We start from the raw sequence: 20,913 nt of genomic DNA, 5'->3' as shown, positions 1-20,913 counted from the left end.
GGCCGTGCCGCGAACGGAAAGGCCCGGGTGGGTGGCCGGGCTCAGCCGGCGAGGAACGCGGCCGCGCCCGGCGGGAGGGCCGCGGGGCCGCGCCTGTAGATCTCGGCGGGCCTGCCCGTCCCGACGACGGCCATGTCGCCGGTGTGCTCGAGAGCGGGCATCATGTGCCGGCGGAACGAGTCCTTCGGGAGGGGGCGGCCGAACACCACCTCGTAGACCCGGCGCAGTTCGAGCACCGTGAACGTGTCGCCGGCCAGCCCCGACGGGTCGACGGACCGCGCGTACCGCTCGCGCAGGTCGGCGACGGCGAGCGTGACGACGTCCGCGTGGTCGAACGCGAGGTGCTGCGTCACCCGGTCGCCGTCGACGGGGATCAGCAGGGCGTCGCGGGGGAGTGCCGTGCGGGGGAGTGCCGCCCCGTGTGTCATCGACAGCACCCACCCGCGATCGTCGCGGGCGGGGTCGTCGAACATCGCCAGTTGGTGGAACTCGGCTCCGGCCAGACCGGCCTTGATCCGCAGGCACCGTTCGGCGGCGTCCCGTAGACGCTCGCCTTCGTGCAGGAAGGTGCCCGGAAGCGCGAGCCGGCCCGAACGGTGCGGGACCACAAGAACTTTCAGATCGGCGCCGTCCACGGTGAGGACGGCGACGTCGACCGCCACGGACGGCCGCGGATAGTCGAGGAGGCTCTTGCCCTCGGGATCGGTCGATGCGGCCACGGAGCAAATGTTAGCGCGCGGTTGATCTATGTCACGTTCGAACGGTCCTGCCTGCGCATCGTTGGTAGTTTGGCGAGAGATTCCCGTACGCGCTGCGTGAGGAGATTCGGCCGTGGATGTCGAGAAGTCAGGCGACACACTCGTCGTCCGCGCCCGGGACGGCGACGTGCGCGGCTACCCCGAAGGCGACGTCTACGCGTGGAAGGGCATCCCGTTCGCCGCGGCCCCCGTCGGCGATCTGCGGTTCCGGGCGCCGGTCCCGCCCGCCCCGTGGGACGGCGTGCGCGACTGCGTCGACTTCGGCCCGATGGCCCCGCAGGGCCACGGCACCGCCGTCCCGATCGACGCCGGACTCGAGATGGACGAGGACTGCCTGTCGGTCAACGTGTGGGCACCCCGGCCCGACGGCACCCCGCGGCCGGTGATGGTGTGGATCCACGGCGGCGCCTACTGCCTGGGAACCGCTGCTCAGGGCATCTACAACGGCCGGATCCTGTCCACTCTCGGCGACGTCGTGCTGGTCTCGTTCAACTACCGGGTGGGGGCGCTCGGCTTCCTCGACCTGTCGTCGTTCTCGACGGCGGATCGGGTGTTCGAGACCAACTGCGGGCTGCGCGACCAGGTCGCCGCCCTCGAATGGGTGCGCGAGAACATCGCGTTCTTCGGCGGTGACCCGGACGAGGTGACGGTGTTCGGGGAGTCGTCGGGAGCCGGGTCGATCACCACGCTGATGACGTGCCCGAGCGCGGACGGGTTGTTCCACCGCGCGATCGCCCAGAGCCCACCCGCCACGTCGGTGTACGGCAGCGAACGGGCGGCCACCGTCGCGAAACAGTTCCTCGACATCCTCGACGTGGAACGCGACCGCATCGACACGCTGCTGCGCCTCCCGTACCGCACGATCATCGAGGCCAGCGACACGCTCGTCAACGAGGTCCCGACGAAGATTCCCGGCACACTCGCCATGGCGCCCGTGGTGGACCGCGACTTCCTGCCCCGCTACCCGGTGGCCGCGTTCCAGAAGGGCTACTCCCACCGCATCCCCCTCATCATCGGTTCCAACAAGGACGAGTCGTCGATCTTCAAGTTCATGAAATCGCCTCTGCTGCCGGTCACTTCGGATTCGGTGCAGGAGATGCTGCGGGCGATCGCGACGGATCACCCGGAACTGCCCGCGGCCCGCCTCGCCGACATCCTGTCGGCGTACCCGGACCGCGGGAAACCGAAGGGCGCGCTCGCGATGTCCCGCGACGCGGCGTTCCGGATGCCCGCCCTGTGGGTGGCCGACGCCCACAGCAGGCACTCGCCGACGTGGATGTACCGGTTCGACCAGGCCACGCCGATGCTCAAGGCCGCACGCATCGGAGCCGGGCACGCCACCGAACTCCCGTATGTCTTCGGCAATTTCGACACCCTCAACATCGACCCGACGTTCTGGCTCGGCGGCCGGAAGACGGCACTCGAGGTGTCCGGCCGCATCCAGCGCCGGTGGCTCGCGTTCGCACGGCACGGTGTCCCCGCCGCCCTCGACGGGTCCAAGCACTGGGCCCCCTACGACGAGGAGGACCGCGCCACGTTGCTGATCGACGGCGCGGACACCCTCGTGAAGGACCCGGACCACGAGATGCGGGTCGCGTGGGGCAACGACGTCATGGGCTTCAACTGACCGGCACCTTCTCGTCCAGTTCCTTCAGCACGGGCAGCGCGAAGCACGCCAGTCCGATCATCAGGACCGGGATCGCGAGCACGAAGAACGTCGGCTGGATTCCCCACTTGTCGAGGATCGGACCGGCCAGCAGGTAGCCCAGCGGACCCGCCGCATACGCCGTGGACGTCATGACCCCGGTGACCCGGCCGCGCATGTGCTCCGGACTGCGAGTCTGCATGGCGTAGTTGGCGATCGGGCCGACCGGACCGAACACCAGACCCTGCAGGAGAGCCAGCGCCAGGATCGCCCACAGCGGCGGCAGGAACGCCATCGCGACCATCGCCGCGCCCAGCACCGTCACCGCCACCACCATCAGCATCCGGCGCGACACGAACGGCGCGAGCGGTCCGTACGCGAGGGCGCCCACCACGCCGCCGATGCTGAGCGCCATCAAGACCGAGCCCAGTTGCGCAGGCTTGTCGAGTTCGGTGAAGTACACCGGGAACACCACCGATTCGACCGGCATGTACAGCGCGACCACCGCCATGTCCACGAGAGCGATGGTGCGCAGGAGCCGGTTGTGCCACACGAACTTCAGCCCCTCGAGCGTGCCGTGCCAGATGGACGTCGGGCGCGTTGCGGTGTCCGGTCGGCCGGCGTTCTCGAGACGCAGGAACGCGATCGTCGCGACGGACAGCAGGAATCCGGCGGCCGCGACCCACAACGTGTTCACCGCACCCACGGTGGCGATGAGGACGCCGCCGATGCCCGGGCCGACGAGATACGCCACGTTGTAATTGGCCTCGTAGAGGCTGTTCATCCGGTCGAGGGACCACCCCGCGGACTTCGTGGCGGCGGGCAGCATCGACTCCCTGGCCGCGATGCCGGCCGGATCGAACGCGGCGCCGATCGCGGCGAGGACGGCGATCACCGTGACGGTGAGGCCCGTCGTGTTCGCGATCACCGGGATGGCCGCCACGGACAGGGCCGAAAGGCAGTCGGAGATCAGCGACGTGCGGCGTCGTCCGAACAGGTCGACGAACGTGCCCGCGAACAGGCTCGACAGCAGCAGCGGGAGGGTGGCCGCGCCCGCGACGATCGCGGCGTCCGACGCGCGACCGGTCTGCTCGAGCACGAGCCACGGCAGCACGACGATCACGATCCCGTTGCCCGTGGAGGAGAACAGCGTCGCGACGTTCAGCAGGATCAGGGGCCCGAACCGGCGAGTCACAGCCGTCTCGGTGGCGGTCACGGCAGGGGTCCTCTGGTCGGCTCGGTCGGTGGTCCTTCGACGCTAACAGCGAGGTCGTGGCCACCGCGAGCGAATTTCGGCCGCTACTGGTTGCGTTGCAGAGTCAACTCGGCGAGCGTGCGCGCGCCGTCGCACGGGTCGCCCGTCCCAGACCGTTGCTGCACCCACCACGTGATGACACCGGAGTAGGCGGCGGTGATCCCGCACGCCGCCGAATCACCCGGCCGCCGGGCGCTGAACGCCGACGTGCCCGCGATCGTCGTGGCCTCCACCTGATAGCCCAGCTGGTCGGCCACCGTTCGCTCCCGCTGCAGCGAGTTGTTCTCGAACCAGCCGAACGTGACGTCGATCGATCCGGCGGCGGACGACACCGTCCACATGCACACCGCACCGTAGAAGTACTGGTCGATGCCTGCGCCGTGCAGTGTCTCCGCGATCTTGTCGTCGGGGACGGCGTCGCATTCGCGCAGGAGCTTGTCGAACTGCGGCGAGCCGCCGTCGTCGGAGGACGCGGCGCCCTCGGGCAGGGGAGTGCCCGTGACGGACGTGCCGCAACCGGCCAGTACGATCACCGACGCGACCGCCGCGGCGAGTCGCCGGGCGCCGCTCACTTGGCCTTCTCCAGCGTCAGCCGGCCGAGCGCGGTCGGGGCCTCGCACGGATCGGCGGGTGCATTGCCCGCGCCGTAGCGGACCAGCCAGTGCACGAAATCGGAACCGGTGCCGAGCGCGACCTCGCAGAACCCGACGTTCTGCGAGGAGAATCCGCGATGCCCGGCGATCTCGAGGTCGTGGACCTCGTGACCGATGCCCTTGGCCACCGCGCGCTCCCTGTCGATAGGGCTGCCGCGGTACCAGGTGAACATCACGTACCGTTCGCCGCCGTCCGCTTCCCACCGGCACTTGATGCCGTTCCGTGACACCGGGGTGAGACCGGCGATCCCCGCCCGCTCGTACACCTCGGCGTCGGTCAGCGAACCGCATTCACCCACGAACGGGCCGGGCTGCGCGGCCACCGAGTTCGTCGGTGCGGACGCCGGACCGGTGTCGGAACCGCCGTCGGAACCGCAGCCGGCCAGCACGACCGTCGCGGCGAGAAGACACGTCGCGCGGACGACGGGGCGGAGCGGATCAGACGAGCTCCGCATAGCTCGGATTCTCGGCGATGTACTTCTCCACGTACGAGCACGACGGGATCACGGAGAGCCCACTGGACTTCGTGTCGTCGAGGGCGGCCTTCACCACCACGGCCGCCAGACCCTGCCCGCGGAACTGCGGGTACGTCACGGTGTGGTGGAAGTCGCGGGCGCCGTTCCGCTCGAAGTAGTCGGCGTATCCGGCCAGCTGGCCGTCGAGGTAGATCTCGAACCGGGATTCCGACACGTCGTGTTCCACCGTGGCCGCCACAGATCGCTCCTCTGCTCGTGTGGCGTGCGCGCTGTCCCGCGCACGCTGTCACTCGCAGATTACGTCAGTCCGCCAGGTTGGTGCGCAGCAGCATGACGTTGTAGTCCGACCAGGTGGTGGCCAGGAAATACAGGTCGGATCCCTTCGACCACGGGTGCATGTACGCGCCGTACAGCTCGGGCACGTCCCGGCTGCTCACGAGCACTTCGGGTTCGCTCCAGCCGGATTCGAGGTGGTCGGACCGGCGCATGACCACCGAGTTGCCGGCATCGGTGTACATCGCCACGAACTGCCCCAGGTATTCGTTGTACTGCACGGACAACTCGCTGACGGGTCCCGCGATCACCGGTGTGGCGACGGTCGCGTTGGCCTTCACCCACCCCTTGCCGTCCCAGTACTCGTACAGCGAGAGGTTCCGGAGGTCCGCCTCCTTCACCCGCGACAACCGGGCGTCGCCGGACCGCCCCGACGGGGTGCCGAACGCGTAGACGAATCCGTCGTGCTTGACGTACGAGCCCATCTGGAAGTTCTCGGCGCCCGTGCCCGGCACGTTGGGCCGCAGCGTCAGGGGATCGGTGACCCAGTTCTCGCCGTTGTCCACGGAGTACGCGATGCCGGACGCGTTGGTGTCCCACTCGCCCGGGGCGCCCCAGCTGCGCACCGACATGTAGTTGATGTACTGCGTCGCGGCCGGACCCGCGCCGACCGAGATGCCGGTGGTGGGGATGACGGTCTGCTCCACGCCCGGGATCTTCTGGCTCTGGATGATCTCCTTGGAATGATTCGGCAGATCGACCGGGGAATTGTCGATGCCCATCCCGTCGGTGAGGTCCTTGTCGGAGCTGCGCAGCAGGATGTTGCTGCGCCAGTCGCCGACCAGACCGCACAGCGGGTTGTCGCTCAGCCCGACGGTGTCGCCGAACGCGGTGAGGATCTCGCCGCCGCCGTTGTCCCACATGATGCCGAGGTCGGTGCCGAGTACCCGGAACCTGCCGATCGTGTCGTTGGGGCTGCGCGGCCCGGTGATGTGCGCGATTGCCTGAGTTTTGCCACGCAGCTCGGGAAGGCGGCCGTCGCTGCCGTTGAGCCAGGGGATGGGATTGATGCCCTGGCCCGAGCCACTCGATCCGAGGCTGCCGGTTCCGCCGAGGCACGGCGCCGCCGTCGCAACAGGGGGTGCCATCGTGAAAAACGTGCAGGTGGACGCGAGTAGGGCGGGCATCGCCAGGGAGGCGACACGGCGGAGTCTGGTCACGAGCGCACCTCTCTGCGACGAGTCGAGTTCGGTCCGGTCACGCTAGCAATACCTCACCTGTCACACCAGTCCCTTGGGTAACCATTGGGTATCGCACCAACGCCGGGTAGCTACAGAATCGCTCCGGGGTTGAGTATCCCCAGCGGGTCGAGTGCCGTCTTGATCCGCTGCGTCAATTCCATGACGTCCGGGCCCAACTGGTCGGGCAGCCAGGCCTTCTTCAGGCGGCCGACACCGTGCTCGCCGGTGATCGTGCCGCCGAGAGCGATTGCGAGGTCCATGATCTCGCCGAAAGCGAGATGGGCGCGCTCGGCCATCGCGGCGTCCCCGGGGTCGAACACGATGAGCGGGTGCGTGTTTCCGTCGCCGGCGTGGGCGATCACCGCGACCATCACGTCACGCTCGCGGGAGATGGCCGCGATTCCCTCTACCAGCGCCGGCAGTTTCGGCAGCGGGACCCCGACGTCCTCGAGGAGCAGGGTGCCCAGTCTCTCGACCGCGGGGATCGCGAATCGTCTTGCCGCGGCGAACGCTTCGCCCTCGTCGGGGTCGTCGGTGGTGAAGACCTCGGTCGCGCCGTTCGCCGTGCAGGCGTCCGCCATGACGGAAATCTCTTCGGCCGCAATCGCACCGGGGGCGTCCGAACGGGCGATGAGCATCGCCTCCGCCGTCCGGTCCAGGCCCATCTTCAGTGCGTCCTCGACGGCGCCGATCGAGGCGCGGTCCATGAACTCGAGCATCGACGGTCGCAGCGTGCGGGTAATGGCGAGCACGGTGTCGGCGGCCGCCTGCACGGAGGCGAACGACGCGACGAGGGTGCTCGCAGGCGGCTGGGCCGGGATCAGCCGCAGCGTCGCCTCCGTGACGATGCCGAGCGTTCCCTCGCTCCCGACGAACAACTTGGTCAGCGACAGGCCGGCCACGTCCTTCAGGCGCGGCCCGCCCAGGCGCACGTCCGTCCCGTCCGCGAGAACCACCCGCAGTGCGAGGACGTAGTCGGTGGTGACGCCGTACTTGACGCAGCACAGCCCGCCCGCGTTGGTCGCGACGTTGCCGCCGATCGAGCACATCTCGAACGACGACGGATCGGGCGGGTACCAGAGGCCGTGTTCGGCGGCCGCGGCCTTGACCTCGGCGTTGAGCAGTCCCGGTTCGACGACGGCGATCCGCGTCACCGGGTCCACCTCGATCCGGCGCATGCGTTCGGTGCTGACCACCACGCTGCCCGCCACGGCGGTGGCGCCGCCGCTGAGCCCGGACCCGGCGCCGCGCGGGATCACGGGGACGCGGTGCTCGGTCGCCCAGCGCATCACCACCTGGACTTCCTCGGTGGTCGTGGGGCGGGCGACGGCGAGGGGGAGGACAGCGTCGGGGTCGCGCGCCCAGTCCTGGCGGTAGGACGCCAGGACGTCCGGATCGGTGACGAGGCAGCCTCGGGGGAGCGTGCTCGAGAGCGCCGCGAGTGCGTCGTCGGTGACCGTCATCGTGACTCCTGGAATGCGGGTGTCGGGGACCTCGACGGTAGCCCGGCGGACGACGAGTGTCCCCGATTTGGTCATGCGTCCAACTGAACCGATTCCGACCGTGTTTCCTGGATATCGCTCCAACCTGGACGTTCGGTGCAGAAGCGACCCGCCAATAGCCCATCTGTTAGTTACTTACGCGTAGGAGTCTCACGATGTGGGATCAGGGGGGTGAATTTTTTCGAGGGGTCCACCGATGGGGTATGTACCCGTGCCCGGAGGGGAAAATGCAGGTAGGGGCGTCCCGCGAACCGGGCGGACCCGGACAAATCGGGTGTAACACAGGTCACAATCGTCACTCTGTTACCGGATCGTATCGACCAGGCAATGCAAAAACCCACTTCTACGGGTTAGCGTCTTGCATCGTCAAACACCGGCGAGGCGTTACACCCAAACGGAGATTCTCACGAAATGTGAGCCAGAACACCGTTGGGGCCGGGTTTTGCCGCACCGACCCTGGAAGGACCCGCACCGATGAATGCACTCCACCGAGATCCCAGCAGCTACATCTCCGCGATGTTCTCGTACGAGTTCCTCGATGGTGGAATCGACTACGACTCCATCGAGCAGATCCACCGTGGCGAGTTCGACGAATGGATCTTCGCACTCGCCGGTTCGGGACTGTTCACCAACGAGGAAGTCCGGTCGATGGTCCAGGAATGGCGCCTGAACCCGAAGACCCTCCTGAACACGCTCCTCGCCGACGCGGACGAAGTCACCGCCAAGCGCTGCGAGGTCACCTGGGCCGCACTCGACCGCGTCGCCCCCTTCACCCCGTCCGTGCCGGTCGCCGTCTTCGGCTGACGGCCCTCCCGCCGCAGGGCTCGCCGTCGTCAGACGAGTTCGGTTCGATCTCCGTTCACGACGATCGCCTGATCGTCCGTCAAGGTGCGGTACTCGATGCCGGCGAGCCTCAGGGCGTCGACCGTGCGCCGAACGGCGGCCGCGTCCTCCAAGGGCACCGCGTTCCCGGCCCCTGGAAGCTCCGCAGGCGGGTAATGCGGCACGATCGCAAAGCCCACCATCCCCAATCCGTCCCAGCGCGGCTCCACGCCACACGTCGCGACCACCTCCGCCGGGTCATCGGAGGAGTCGAGACCGTGCAGCGTCGGAGTCATCACACACGCCCCCGCGCTGTAGCCGGCGTACACGAGCGAATCGCTCGCCAACAGTTCCGGGATCACCCGGTCAGCCCCACTCCGGGCCATCTGCGCGCGCAACACGAACGTGTTCCCGCCGCGCACCCACACCAAGCCGAACCCGTCGAGCCGCTGCCTCAGCGCGGCCGCACACGGCTGCCCGTCGTCGCCGACGTAGTCGCGTAGATCCACCTCCTCCGCGGTGAAGCCCAGGCGCGTCAGCGGCATCACGTCACTCACGACCGCCGACGTCCGCGCCGTCCGCGGCCACGCGTCCGCCGCCGCCGCGATCACCGCGACGCGCCCCGGACGGCCGACGAGCGACAGCAGCGGCGCGGGATCCGCACCGAACCGGTACGAGGACAGGAACAGGCGCACCGCGGTCAGATCGTGAACGCGAGGTTGTCGACGATCCGCTTGCCCGCGTCGGTGTCGCCGCGCAACGCGATCTCGTCGCGGTGGTCCGCGGCCGTCGTCCTGCCACCCGCCAGCCGGGTGAACAGCCGGGAGTCGAGAGTCACCCTCGTGGTGGCCTCCGACGGCAGTTCGTCGACCACCGCGGCCCTGCCGTCGACGGCGATGTGAATGTTCCGGGCGAGCGGTCCCGTCAGCTCGAGCGTGATCCTCGACCCGTCCGGGGCCTTTCCGCGCTTGCCGACGAGGAATGCGACGGCGCCTGCGATCTCCGCGAACGCCGTCTCCCCGCGCAGGCCGCCCTCGTCGCCGGGCAGCCCGAGCGCGTCCCTCAGGTCGAGCTCGTGCATCCAGCAGTCGAACAGGCGGATGCGCATGAACCGGAGATAGGGTGCCGGCCCGACCGGTGTGGTGGCCTCGGCCTCGAACATCTCGTCGGTCATCTCGCCCAGCTCCGACCGCCTGCGGGCGACGATCATCCGGAAACGCTCGAGCATCTCGGGGCCGGAGCACCCCCGTAGTCCCTCGACCCACTCTTCGTTGAACGCACCGATCTCGTTGCGCACGTGGGCGAGGCCGCGGACGTCGATGGTGGTGTGCGGCGCGGAGATTCCGGCGAGCAACGACTCCGTGCCGATCAGATGCGCGGTCACGTCGTGCACCGTCCACCCGGGCAGCGCGGTGGGTGTGAACCACGCGTCGCCGGACAACGAGGACAGCACGTCGTCGAGTACGTCCCATTCCTCGAACAGTGCGTCGAGGATCGGTTCCTTCTGCAGGGCATTCACGGGTCGTACGCCTCCTTTTGCCTCAACTCTAGGACCTTCCGCCGGAGAGTCCGAGCATTTTCGCCGCGGGCGGGCGAATGCGCCGGTGAGAGCGTCGAAGGCCTCCCCGTCCGGGGTTCGGTGTGGTAGACCGATTGTGAGAATCTCCATTAACAAAAGGAGTGCGGATGTTCCCTGGAAACTTCGTGGCGACCACCCCGGACAAGCCCGCCGTCATACGTCCCTCGACGGGGGAGCGGCTGACCTACCGGGAGCTGGACGAGCGGTCCACCCGCCTCGCCCGGCACCTGCGCTCGCTCGGCCTGAAGGTCGGGGACCACCTGGCGCTCGTGTCGAGCAACGACCTCCGGGTCCTCGAGGTGTACTGGGCTGCGCTGCGATCCGGGCTGTACATCACCGTGGTGAACTGGCACCTCACCCCGGAGGAAGCCGGTTACGTCGTCGACGACTGCGGCGCCGAGGTTCTCATCGTGTCCGCCGACGCGGCCGGCGCCGTGCCCCGCGACCCGCATCAGCTGCCCCGCGTCCGCCACCGGCTCGTCTACGGCGGTGCACTGGACGGATTCGACAATTACGAGGACGCCGTGGCGGCGCAGTCGGCCGCACCGCTCGATTCCCAGCCCCGCGGACAGGACATGCTGTACTCGTCGGGCACCACCGGCAGGCCCAAGGGGATCAAACCCGCACTCCCCGACGGCGAAGTGAACACGACGACGGACCCGTACACGGCGGTGTTCGCCCCGATGTACGGATTCGATTCCGACACCGTCTATCTGTGCCCGGCGCCCCTGTATCACGCTGCGCCGCTGCGCTTCTGCGGCACCATCACCTCCGTCGGCGGCACGATCGTGCTGATGGACCGTTTCGACGCCGAGGAGTCGCTGCGGCTCATCGAGGAGTACCGGGTGACCCACAGTCAGTGGGTTCCGACGATGTTCGTCCGGATGCTCAAGCTGCCGAAGGACGTTCGCGACAAGTTCGACGTGTCGAGCCTGAAGGTGGCGATCCACGCGGCCGCGCCGTGCCCGCCCGACGTGAAGCGGTCGATGATCGACTGGTGGGGACCGGTCATTCACGAGTACTACGCCTCCACCGAGGGCGCCGGTGCCACGTTCATCGACAGCGCACAGGCGCTCGCCAAGCCCGGGTCGGTGGGCCACGACGGGGTCATGGGCATCGTGCACATCTGCGACGACTCCGGCGCTGATGTCCCCGTCGGCGACGTCGGAACCGTCTACTGGGAACGGGAGGAGCGGCCGTTCGAGTATCACAACGACCCTGCGAAGACCGACTCCGCGACGCACCCCGACCACCCGACGTGGACCACGAGCGGCGACATCGGGTACATCGACTCCGACCGCTTCCTCTACCTCACGGACCGCGCCGCGTTCATGATCATCTCGGGCGGAGTGAATGTCTACCCGCAGGAGTCGGAGAACGTTCTCACCATGCATCCCAAGGTGTTCGACGTCGCGGTGATCGGGGTGCCCGATGAGGAGATGGGCGAACAGGTCAAAGCCGTCGTGCAACTCGTCGACGGGGTGGAGCCGTCGGACGCCGTCGCCCGCGAGCTACTCGACTACGTGCGGGAGCGGGTCAGTCACTACAAGGCGCCGCGCAGCATCGACTTCTCCGACGACCTGCCGCGCACCCCCACCGGCAAACTCGTCAAGCACAAACTCCGCGCGCGGTACCTGAACGCCGGCTGACCCCCCGGCCGTCACCTGTCCCGCGCCGCACCGCAGCGCGGGCAGGTGCTCGCGGTTCGGTCGGTGAGGAACAACCCGCAGTCGGGGCACACGCGGTCGAGCCAGCAGACCGGATCGCCGCCGAGGTCGTCGTCCGGCTCGGCGGTGGGCAGGGTCTCGTCGCCGGGAGACCTCACAACCGATCCAGCATGTATTCGGCGAGGACCTCGGCATGACTGTGGCTGACATCCTTCGTCGCGGTGAGCAGAACGATCGGCCGCCCCTGCGCGAGTTCCTGCACCCGCGCGACCGCCTTCCTACCGGTCGGCGAATCGAGCTCGTGGACGTACCGCTCGCGGAACTCGCTGAACGCGGCGACGTCGTGCGAGTACCAATGACGCAACTCCGTCGACGGCGCCAGGTCCTTGGCCCAGTCGTCGAAATGGAACGCGTCCTTGCGCAGCCCCCGCGGCCACAGCCGGTCGACGAACAGTCGCAGTCCGTCGCCCTCTGTCGGATGGTCGTAGACCCGCTCGACGATCACCGGCGGATCCGCGGTGACGTCCTCCGCGCTCCGTTCCTTCGGTTTGCTCATGGCCGAACCTCCGCTTCCTTGCGGCTGTCTACCGTCAGACTACGACGAATCGCCCTGTGATCGGGTTCACAAACGAGCAGAAAGATCTGTGAGAACGACTGTTCGGACTCGATTCAGACGCGTACGCACGGCGTTCTCTGTTCCCTACGTCACGCGTTCTCTGGCTACTATCAGCTAACTCAGTCGAATCGGGGGAATTTTTTTCCCGCTCGTCATCGGTTGATCGCCGCTCGTCGCGGCACACACACCATCTACCGCAGGAAGTCGATACATGGATACATCGCAGAGCGCGTCCACCGCGCGCCCGACGATCGGCGTCGTTCGGGAATCGAACGACGGTGAGCGTCGGGTGGCGTTGGTGCCGAAGGTCGTGGCGTCGTTGATCGCCAAGGGCGTCGACGTGGTGGTCGAGTCGGGTGCCGGGTTGGGCGCGTTGATTCCGGACGAGTTGTACACCGGGGTGGGGGCGAAGATCGCCGACCCGTGGTCGGCGGANGTGATCGTGAAGGTCGCGCCGCCGTCGGACGAGGAAGTGGGCCGGCTNCATGCCGGGCAGACGTTGATCGGGTTCCTCGCCCCCCGCAATCAGGACAATCAGGTGGCCGCGCTGAAGNCGGCCGGGGTGGCGGCGTTCGCGGTGGAGGCGATCCCGCGGATCTCCCGCGCCCAGGTGATGGACGCGTTGTCGTCGCAGGCGAACGTCTCCGGCTACAAGTCGGTGCTGCTNGCGGCGTCGGAGTCGACNCGGTTCTTCCCGATGCTCACCACCGCCGCCGGCACCGTCAAACCGGCNACGGTGCTGGTNCTGGGGGTCGGTGTCGCCGGCCTGCAGGCCCTGGCGACGGCGAAGCGGCTCGGCGGGAGGGCCACCGGCTACGACGTGCGCCCCGAGGTCGCCGACCAGGTCCGCTCGGTCGGTGCNCAGTGGCTCGATCTGGGGATCGACGCCGCCGGTGAGGGCGGCTACGCCCGCGAACTGACCGAGGCGGAGCGGGCGCAGCAGCAGCAGGCCCTGGAAAACGCGATCAAGGGGTTCGACGTGGTCATCACCACCGCCCTGGTCCCGGGCCGCCCGGCACCCCGGTTGGTGACCGCGGCCGCGGTGGAGGGCATGAAACCCGGCAGTGTGGTGGTCGACCTGGCCGGCGAGACCGGCGGCAACTGCGAACTCACCGAACCCGGTCAGACCGTCGTCAAGCACGGGGTGACGATCTGCTCACCGCTGAACCTGCCCGCCAGCATGCCCGAGCACGCCTCCGAGCTGTACTCGAAGAACATCTCCGCNCTGCTGGAGCTGATGCTCGTCGACGGCGCNCTGGCCCCCGATTTCTCGGACGAGGTCCTCGCCGCGTCCTGCGTCACCCGTGAGGAGGGTGTGTCCTAGATGTATACCGAATTGTTGGCGAACATCGCGATCCTGGTGTTGTCCGGGTTCGTGGGGTTCGCGGTGATCTCGAAGGTCCCGAACACGTTGCATACCCCGCTGATGTCGGGGACCAACGCGATCCACGGCATCGTGGTGCTCGGCGCCCTGGTGGTGCTCGGCAAGGTCGAGAACCCGCCGTGGGGGTTGCAGGTGATCCTGTTCGTGGCGCTGGTGTTCGGAACGATCAACGTGGTCGGTGGTTTCGTGGTGACCGACCGGATGCTGGGCATGTTCAAGTCCAAGCCGACCCCCACCGCTCCCGCGGTTTCTGATGTCACTGCCGCTGTGTCTGAGAAGGGTGGGGACCGGTAATGGAGTACCTCGTCAACGTGCTCTACATCGTGGCGTTCTCGATGTTCATCTACGGTCTGATGGGTCTGACCGGCCCGAAGACCGCGGTCCGCGGNAACCAGATCGCCGCGGTCGGCATGGGGGTGGCCGTGGTCGCNACCCTGATCTCGATCCGGGACACCTCCAACTGGGTGCTGATCGTCGCCGGTCTGGTGATCGGTGTGGTGCTGGGGGTGCCGCCGGCGTTGCGGACGAAGATGACCGCCATGCCGCAGCTGGTGGCGTTGTTCAACGGTGTCGGTGGNGGCACCGTCGCGCTGATCGCGTATGCGGAATTCCTGGACTCGGACGGGTTCACCGCGTTCGCGCACGGCGAGTCCCCGACGGTGCACATCGTGATCGCGTCGCTGTTCGCGGCGGTCATCGGGTCGATCTCGTTCTGGGGTTCGGTGATCGCGTTCCTGAAGCTGCAGGAGACGCTGCCGGGCCGGCCGATCGGCATCGGCAAACTGCAGCAACCCCTCAATGCGGTGCTGCTGGTCGGGGCGGTCGCGTTGGCGGTGGCGATCGGGATCAAGGCGATCGACCCGACCGGACCCACCTCGCAGTGGTGGATCGTCGGGGTGCTGGTGTTGGCGGCGGTGCTCGGGTTGATGGTGGTGCTGCCGATCGGCGGCGCCGACATGCCCGTGGTGATCTCGCTGCTCAACGCGTTGACCGGTCTGTCCGCGGCGGCGGCGGGTCTGGCNNTGAACAATCAGGCGATGATCGTGGCCGGCATGATCGTCGGCGCGTCGGGTTCGATCCTGACCAACCTGATGGCGAAGGCGATGAACCGGTCCATCCCGGCGATCGTGGCCGGCGGGTTCGGCGGCGGCGGCGCGGCGGCGGTCGGGGACGGCACCGCGAAGACGGCGAAGGCCACCTCGGCGGCCGATGCGGCGATCCAGATGGCGTACGCCAACCAGGTCATCGTCGTCCCCGGGTACGGGTTGGCGGTGGCGCAGGCCCAGCACGCGGTCAAGGACATGGCCAAGCTGCTCGAGTCGAAGGGNGTCGAGGTCAAGTACGCGATCCACCCGGTCGCGGGCCGGATGCCCGGGCACATGAACGTGCTNNTGGCGGAGGCGGACGTCGAGTACGACGCGATGAAGGAAATGGACGACATCAACGACGAGTTCTCACGCACCGATGTCACCCTGGTGATCGGCGCGAACGATGTCACCAACCCGGCCGCCCGCAATGATCCGTCGTCACCGATCCACGGNATGCCCATCCTGAATGTGGACCAGTCGAAGTCGGTGATCGTGCTCAAGCGGTCGATGAACTCCGGGTTCGCCGGCATCGACAACCCGCTGTTCTTCGCGGACACCACCTCGATGCTGTTCGGGGACGCGAAGAAGTCGGTCTCCGAGGTCACCGAGGAACTCAANGCCCTGTAGGCCCTCCGGGCCCGTGCGCCTTTCTGGTAGTGGGAGCTACCAAAAAGGCGCACGGGCGGCGGAGCCGCCTACTCTCGTCAACACCCTCAGGAGCTACCGTGTTTCCACGCGAACCCTCAGCACCGGTGAAGGTTGCTGATTGGATGATCACCCTCGGTGTGGCCGTGACCGGGCCGCTTCGCTTCGATCGGATCGGCCTCGGGCAATCGAACCTCACCTATCTGGTTCGCGATCGAGCCGAACGGAAATGGGTGCTGCGGCGACCGCCGCTCGGACAGCTGCTCGCGTCCGCGCACGACGTGGTGCGAGAAGCAAGGATCTTGTCCGCGCTCGAGGCAACCGAGGTCCCGGTCCCGCGAATCCTGGGCGTCACGGCGGATGCAGCTGTCACCGACGCGCCGCTGGTGTTGATGGAGTTCGTCGACGGCCTGGTGGTTGACCGCATGCCCATCGCTCGAGAACTGGCACCGCGCCTGCGCCGCGACATCGGCCGATCGCTACCGCGAACCTTGGCGAAGATCCATGCGGTGGACCTGAAGTCCGCCGGCTTGCGCGACCTGTCAAGCCACCGCTCGTACGCCCAACGCCAACTCAGGCGATGGAGTATGCAGTGGGAGAAGTCGAAGACTCGGGAACTGCCTGCGCTCGACAGCCTCACCGGACGCCTGTCCGCAGCGGTTCCCTCGCAACGCGAGTTGACATTGGTGCACGGCGATTTCCATTTGCGCAATGTCATCACCTCATCCGAGAACGGCGAGGTGATCGCGGCGCTCGACTGGGAGCTCGCGACACTGGGCGACCCGCTCGCAGACATGGGCACCCTGCTCGCCTATTGGCCACAGCGGGGAGAGGCGATGTGTAGCGACTTCGCAGCCTCCACACTCGACGGATTCCCATACCGCGACGAGCTCGCCCAGATCTACCTCACCGAGACGGGCAGAGATCCGGCGGCACTGAAATTCTGGCATGCCCTGGGATTGTGGAAGATCGCCGTCATCGCAGAGGGAGTGCGCAAACGCGCGATCGACGAGCCCCAGAACAGGGCTGCCGCGGGAACTCCCACGGCGGCACGGGTCAGCGCTCTCGTCGACAAGGCCCACGAGATCGCCGATGACGCCGGCATGTGAGACGTAGGCGAAGCGGGCAAAGAATCGACCATGATGAAGAAAGTGAAGTAGCACCATGAGAGAAGCAGTCATCGTCTCCACTGCACGCACGCCGATCGGCAAGGCGTACCGCGGGGCATTCAACGACACCCAAGCGCAGGAACTCGCCGCTCACGCGTTGTCGCACGCTGTCCAGCGCGCGGGAATCGACGGCGGCGAAGTCGAGGACGTGATCCTCGGTTGCTCGCTCCAGGAAGGCACTGCGGGTGGCAACATCGCCCGCCAGGCCGTGATTCGCGCCGGGCTACCGGACTCGGTCCCGGGGATGACGATCGACCGGAGGTGCTCATCGGGACTGATGGCGATCGCCACCGCCGCAAAACAAATCATCACCGATGGCATGCAGGTGACGGTCGGCGGTGGGGTGGAATCGATCTCGCTGGTCCAGAACGACCACATGAACCGGCACCGCGCGGCGGATCCGTGGCTCACCGAGCACAAGCCCGACTTCTACATGCCGATGTTGCAGACGGCGGAGATCGTCGCGGAGCGGTACGGCGTCAGCAGAGACCGTCAGGACGAGTACGCATTGGCGTCGCAGCGGCGCACCGCCGCCGCGCAGGACGGCGGGCGATTCGATGAGGAGATCGTCGCGATGCCGAGCGTCAAGACACTCACCGACAAAGCCACCGGCGCCGTGCGCTCCGAGGAGGTGATCCTCACGCATGACGAAGGAAACAGAGTGTCCACCACTCTCGACGGGTTGTCCGGCCTGCGCCCGGTACTGCCCGACGGGCAGGTGACCAAGCAATCGACCGTCACGGCGGGTAACTCGTCGCAGCTCTCCGATGGCGCGTCGGCGTCGGTACTCATGGAAGCGGGGGAGGCGGAGCGGCGTGGCCTGACACCGCTCGGACTTTACCGGGGTATCGCGGTGGCCGGTTGCGGGCCCGACGAGATGGGTATCGGCCCGGTGTTCGCGATCCCGAAACTACTCGGGACCCACAATCTCACCGTCGACGACATCGGCCTGTGGGAGCTGAACGAGGCGTTCGCATCCCAGGCGGTGTATTGCCGCGACGAACTCGGGATCGACCCCGACCGGTTCAACGTCGACGGCGGCGGAATCTCGGTCGGACACCCGTACGGGATGACAGGGGCGCGCCTTGTCGGCCATGCCCTGATCGAGGGTAAACGTCGCGGAGTGCGGTATGTCGTGGTCACGATGTGTGTCGCCGCCGGGATGGGCGTAGCCGGACTGTTCGAGGTTCTGTGATGCGGGGCCTGTTCGACGTCACCGGCAAGAACGTGCTGGTGACCGGTGGTTCCCGTGGCATCGGTCTGATGATCGCCCGGGGATTCGTCGAGGCCGGGGCAACCGTGATCATCTCCTCTCGCAAGGCCGACATCTGTAAGGAGGCGGAGACGGAGTTGTCCCGGTTCGGGACGTGCATCGCCCACGCCGCCGACCTCACCACCGACGAGGGTATCGACAGTCTTGCCGAGCGGACGGCACAGATCGCACCATCACTCGACGTGCTCGTCAACAATGCGGGAGCAACATGGGGGGCACCGCTCGGCGAGTTCCCCGGCAGCGGATTCGGCAAGGTCATGGGCGTCAACGTGAAGGCGGTCTTCCTGCTCACCCAGAAACTGCTGCCCCAGCTCCGAGTGGCCGCGAGCGTCGAAGACCCCGCGCGGGTGATCAACATCGGTTCGATCGACGGACTCCGCGTATCGAGTGCCGACAATTTCTCCTATGCCGCGAGCAAGGCCGCGGTCCATATGCTGACCAGGAAGACGGCCGCAGCCCTCGCAGCCGAGCACATCACCGTCAATGCCATTGCCCCGGGCCTCTTTCCGACGAAGATGATGGCGCATGCGTTGGACGACGATGCGGCCCGCCGACGGATGACGGACAAAGTGCCGCTACACCGGACGGGCACACCGGAAGATATCGCGGGCACGGCGCTCTTCCTGTCCTCGCGCGCCGGTGCGTACCTGACCGGCGCGGTGATCCCTGTCGACGGAGGCGTCAGCGGAGCGAACTGAACTCTACTCGTCGCGCCATCACACCATTCAGAAAGAAGCCACCATGCCAACCCAGTACAGTGTCGCGGGCAACGTCGCGACGATTCGCCTCGACAATTCTCCCGTCAACGGACTGGGGCACTCCACCCGCGCCGGGATCCTGGCAGACCTGCGCCGCGCTCTCGAGTCACCCGAGGTGGACGCTGTCGTCCTCACCGGAGGGGGAGACTTCTTCTCCGCCGGCGCCGACATCACCGAATTCGGAACACCGAATGCCGCGGCGGAACCATCCTTGCAGACCGTGATCGACGCATTCGACGCCGCCGACAAGCCGGTAATCGCCGCGATCGACGGCATCTGTTTCGGAGGCGGCCTCGAACTGGCACTCGGTGCGCACTTCCGTGTGGCCACCGCCGACAGCCGGATAGCGCTACCCGAGGTGAAGCTCGGACTGGTGCCCGGTGCGGGCGGCACGCAGCGTCTACCGCGGGTCGTCGATCTCGAGACCGCGATCGACATGATCGCCCACGGAAATCCGCGCACGGCTCGCAGTCTCGCCGACCTGCCCGGGCAACGGCTGTTCGACCTCGTCGTCGACGATGATGCGGTCGGCGCGGCATCGCAGTTTGCTCAGCGGGTCACGGGGGTGCAGCACTTGCCGCGTATCCGCGATCTCGCGGCGCCGGACAATGGCGCTGTGACGGACGCGGCGCGAAAACAGCTTCATCAGCGAAGCCGCGGTTCTCTCGCTCCACTCGCCGCCCTGGACCTCATCGCGAAGGCCACCACCCTGCCCTTCGCGGAGGGGCTGGACACCGAACGCCACACCTTCGCTGCCCTGGTCGCCGGGGAGCAATCGGCCGCGCTTCGGCATGCCTTCTTCGCAGAACGAGCAGCACGCACGATCCCCGGTCTGCCCCGGGGGATCCGCTCCCGCGCAGTCGAGACGGTGGGGGTGATCGGGGCCGGGACGATGGGCGGCGGCATCGCCATGAACTTCCTCGACGCCGGGATCCCCGTCACGCTCGTCGAAACGAAGTCCGAATCACTCGACCGGGGAATCCAGGCCATCCGGCGGAACTACCAAGTGCAGGTCGACAAGGGAAAACTTGACGCCGCCGCGCTGCAACAACGGATGGACCTGTTGACGCCGACGCTCGACTACGTGGACATAGCAGACTGCGATCTCGTCATCGAAGCAGTGTTCGAGGACATGGACGTCAAGAGAGACGTCTTCGCCGCCCTCGGCGCGACCGCGAAGCGAGGTGCGATCCTCGCCTCCAACACGTCGACCCTCGATATCGACGCGATCGCGGCGATCACCTCGCGGCCGGGCGACGTCGTCGGCATGCATTTCTTCAGCCCCGCAAACGTGATGACGTTGCTGGAAGTCGTCCGTGGCAAAGAGACCGCCGACGACGTGTTGGTCACCGCGATGGAGACCGGACGCCGGGTGGGCAAGATCGGTGTGGTCTCCGGGGTGTGTGATGGGTTCATCGGGAACCGGATGCTCGCCAGATACCAGGCCGCCGCCAAGGTGGTCCTCAACGCGGGTGCGACGCCCGCACAGATCGATAACGCGATCGAGGGGTTCGGCCTCGCGATGGGGCCGTTCCGGATGGCTGATCTTGCAGGCAACGACATCGGTTGGGCGATCCGCAAGCGTCGCTACGCCGAGCAACCGGAATCTCCCCGTGACGCGATCAGTGACGCTCTCTGCGAGCTGGGTCGATTCGGGCAGAAGACCGGAGGTGGATGGTACGACTACGAGGCCGGGAGTCGGGTCGCGCTGCCCAGCCCGACGGTCGATGCGCTGCTGGCATCCTTCCGCGCATCGCGGGATGCGGCACTCCAGACCTTCGAGCCGGAAGAGATCGTGCAACGACTGATCTTCGCCCTGGTCGACGAGGGCGCGAGGATTCTCGAGGAGGGAATCGCCTCGCGCGCGTCCGACATCGACGTGGTGTACATGTCCGGATACGGGTTCCCGCGCCACCGCGGTGGGCCGATGTTCTATGCAGACACCGTCGGACTGGGCATCGTTCTGACAGCGCTGCGCCGCTTTGCCCCTCCGGGCTGGGAACCGGCATCGCTGTTGGTGCGGTTGGCACGTGAAGGCGGGACCTTCAGCCGGCTCTGAACACGCACTGCCAGAGGCCCGCGCCCTGAGGAGTACGCCCGAATCGGCGA

At 67.4% G+C, this 20,913-nt stretch carries 21 protein-coding genes; 10 read left to right on the top strand and 11 right to left on the bottom strand.

Annotation, left to right across the window (positions count from 1 at the left end):
* Positions 1 to 41: 41 nt before the first annotated feature.
* Positions 42 to 719: an NUDIX hydrolase gene (locus tag CA951_RS22255; protein ID WP_087558877.1), complete on the bottom strand. Its 678-nt coding sequence runs from the start codon at positions 717 to 719 to the stop codon at positions 42 to 44.
* Positions 720 to 831: 112 nt separating this feature from the next.
* Between CA951_RS22255 and CA951_RS22250 the strand changes: the two genes are divergently transcribed.
* On the top strand, positions 832 to 2,385 hold the full coding sequence (locus CA951_RS22250) for a carboxylesterase/lipase family protein (RefSeq protein WP_087558876.1): 1,554 nt from the start codon (positions 832 to 834) through the stop codon (positions 2,383 to 2,385).
* Here the strand turns inward: CA951_RS22250 and CA951_RS22245 are convergent.
* The 6 genes from CA951_RS22245 to CA951_RS22220 form a co-directional block, all read right to left on the bottom strand.
* Positions 2,378 to 3,619: an MFS transporter gene (locus tag CA951_RS22245; RefSeq protein WP_087558875.1), complete on the bottom strand. Its 1,242-nt coding sequence runs from the start codon at positions 3,617 to 3,619 to the stop codon at positions 2,378 to 2,380. The genes CA951_RS22250 and CA951_RS22245 overlap by 8 nt on opposite strands.
* 83 nt (positions 3,620 to 3,702) lie before the next feature.
* On the bottom strand, positions 3,703 to 4,230 hold the full coding sequence (locus CA951_RS22240; RefSeq protein WP_087558874.1) for a DUF3558 domain-containing protein: 528 nt from the start codon (positions 4,228 to 4,230) through the stop codon (positions 3,703 to 3,705).
* Positions 4,227 to 4,766 carry a DUF3558 domain-containing protein gene (locus CA951_RS22235; RefSeq protein WP_087558873.1) on the bottom strand — a complete coding sequence of 180 codons (540 nt, stop codon included), beginning with the start codon at positions 4,764 to 4,766 and terminating at the stop codon, positions 4,227 to 4,229. Before CA951_RS22235 ends, CA951_RS22240 begins: the two co-directional genes overlap by 4 nt.
* On the bottom strand, positions 4,750 to 5,025 hold the full coding sequence (locus CA951_RS22230) for a GNAT family N-acetyltransferase (protein ID WP_012688515.1): 276 nt from the start codon (positions 5,023 to 5,025) through the stop codon (positions 4,750 to 4,752). Before CA951_RS22230 ends, CA951_RS22235 begins: the two co-directional genes overlap by 17 nt.
* A gap of 64 nt (positions 5,026 to 5,089) precedes the next feature.
* Positions 5,090 to 6,280 (bottom strand): DUF4185 domain-containing protein, encoded by a 1,191-nt coding sequence (locus CA951_RS22225; protein ID WP_087558872.1) that lies wholly within the window; start codon positions 6,278 to 6,280, stop codon positions 5,090 to 5,092.
* A 110-nt stretch (positions 6,281 to 6,390) separates the two neighbouring features.
* Entirely contained in the window at positions 6,391 to 7,764 is a 1,374-nt protein-coding gene (locus CA951_RS22220; RefSeq protein ID WP_087558994.1) for an FAD-binding oxidoreductase, read from the bottom strand.
* 513 nt (positions 7,765 to 8,277) lie between these two features.
* Here CA951_RS22220 and CA951_RS22215 point away from each other — a divergent pair.
* Positions 8,278 to 8,607 carry a hypothetical protein gene (locus CA951_RS22215; RefSeq protein WP_011594545.1) on the top strand — a complete coding sequence of 110 codons (330 nt, stop codon included), beginning with the start codon at positions 8,278 to 8,280 and terminating at the stop codon, positions 8,605 to 8,607.
* Positions 8,608 to 8,636: 29 nt separating this feature from the next.
* Here CA951_RS22215 and CA951_RS22210 read toward each other — a convergent pair whose 3' ends face one another.
* Together CA951_RS22210 and CA951_RS22205 are read right to left on the bottom strand one after the other, a co-directional pair.
* Complete coding sequence (locus tag CA951_RS22210) at positions 8,637 to 9,320, bottom strand: Type 1 glutamine amidotransferase-like domain-containing protein (RefSeq protein ID WP_087558871.1); 684 nt, start codon at positions 9,318 to 9,320, stop codon at positions 8,637 to 8,639.
* A 5-nt stretch (positions 9,321 to 9,325) separates the two neighbouring features.
* A complete protein-coding gene (locus tag CA951_RS22205) occupies positions 9,326 to 10,144 on the bottom strand; it encodes a maleylpyruvate isomerase family mycothiol-dependent enzyme (RefSeq protein ID WP_087558870.1) in 819 nt (272 codons plus the stop codon).
* A gap of 167 nt (positions 10,145 to 10,311) precedes the next feature.
* Here CA951_RS22205 and CA951_RS22200 point away from each other — a divergent pair, with 167 nt between their 5' ends.
* Positions 10,312 to 11,853: an AMP-binding protein gene (locus tag CA951_RS22200; RefSeq protein WP_087558869.1), complete on the top strand. Its 1,542-nt coding sequence runs from the start codon at positions 10,312 to 10,314 to the stop codon at positions 11,851 to 11,853.
* A gap of 11 nt (positions 11,854 to 11,864) precedes the next feature.
* On the opposite strand, the gene CA951_RS43505 is transcribed toward CA951_RS22200, so the two are convergent.
* Entirely contained in the window at positions 11,865 to 12,029 is a 165-nt protein-coding gene (locus CA951_RS43505) for a hypothetical protein (RefSeq protein ID WP_179220276.1), read from the bottom strand.
* Positions 12,026 to 12,427: a DUF488 domain-containing protein gene (locus tag CA951_RS22195; protein WP_072945947.1), complete on the bottom strand. Its 402-nt coding sequence runs from the start codon at positions 12,425 to 12,427 to the stop codon at positions 12,026 to 12,028. The genes CA951_RS43505 and CA951_RS22195 overlap by 4 nt, the downstream gene beginning before the upstream one ends.
* A gap of 271 nt (positions 12,428 to 12,698) precedes the next feature.
* Between CA951_RS22195 and CA951_RS22190 the strand changes: the two genes are divergently transcribed.
* The 7 genes from CA951_RS22190 (at position 12,699) to CA951_RS22160 (ending at position 20,863) form a co-directional block, all read left to right on the top strand.
* The gene (locus CA951_RS22190; protein ID WP_087558868.1) at positions 12,699 to 13,811 is read left to right on the top strand and encodes a Re/Si-specific NAD(P)(+) transhydrogenase subunit alpha; all 1,113 of its coding nucleotides are present in this window, start codon (positions 12,699 to 12,701) and stop codon (positions 13,809 to 13,811) included.
* Positions 13,812 to 14,165, top strand: a complete 354-nt coding sequence (locus tag CA951_RS22185; RefSeq protein WP_087558867.1) for an NAD(P) transhydrogenase subunit alpha — start codon at positions 13,812 to 13,814, stop codon at positions 14,163 to 14,165. It abuts the gene before it with no gap.
* Complete coding sequence (locus CA951_RS22180) at positions 14,165 to 15,586, top strand: NAD(P)(+) transhydrogenase (Re/Si-specific) subunit beta (protein ID WP_087558866.1); 1,422 nt, start codon at positions 14,165 to 14,167, stop codon at positions 15,584 to 15,586. The genes CA951_RS22185 and CA951_RS22180 overlap by 1 nt, the downstream gene beginning before the upstream one ends.
* 143 nt (positions 15,587 to 15,729) lie before the next feature.
* Positions 15,730 to 16,713, top strand: a complete 984-nt coding sequence (locus CA951_RS22175) for a phosphotransferase family protein (RefSeq protein ID WP_087558865.1) — start codon at positions 15,730 to 15,732, stop codon at positions 16,711 to 16,713.
* A gap of 55 nt (positions 16,714 to 16,768) precedes the next feature.
* A complete protein-coding gene (locus CA951_RS22170) occupies positions 16,769 to 17,968 on the top strand; it encodes an acetyl-CoA C-acyltransferase (RefSeq protein ID WP_087558864.1) in 1,200 nt (399 codons plus the stop codon).
* The gene (locus tag CA951_RS22165) at positions 17,968 to 18,744 is read left to right on the top strand and encodes an SDR family oxidoreductase (protein ID WP_087558863.1); all 777 of its coding nucleotides are present in this window, start codon (positions 17,968 to 17,970) and stop codon (positions 18,742 to 18,744) included. The genes CA951_RS22170 and CA951_RS22165 overlap by 1 nt, the downstream gene beginning before the upstream one ends.
* Before the next feature lie 43 nt (positions 18,745 to 18,787).
* Complete coding sequence (locus CA951_RS22160) at positions 18,788 to 20,863, top strand: 3-hydroxyacyl-CoA dehydrogenase NAD-binding domain-containing protein (RefSeq protein ID WP_087558862.1); 2,076 nt, start codon at positions 18,788 to 18,790, stop codon at positions 20,861 to 20,863.
* Positions 20,864 to 20,913: the final 50 nt, after the last annotated feature.

Source organism: Rhodococcus sp. NCIMB 12038 (genome assembly GCF_002165735.1).
GTDB lineage: Bacteria > Actinomycetota > Actinomycetes > Mycobacteriales > Mycobacteriaceae > Rhodococcus_F.
The sequence above is the reverse complement of the archived record's forward strand: the minus strand, read 5'-3'. Positions and strand labels throughout refer to the sequence as shown.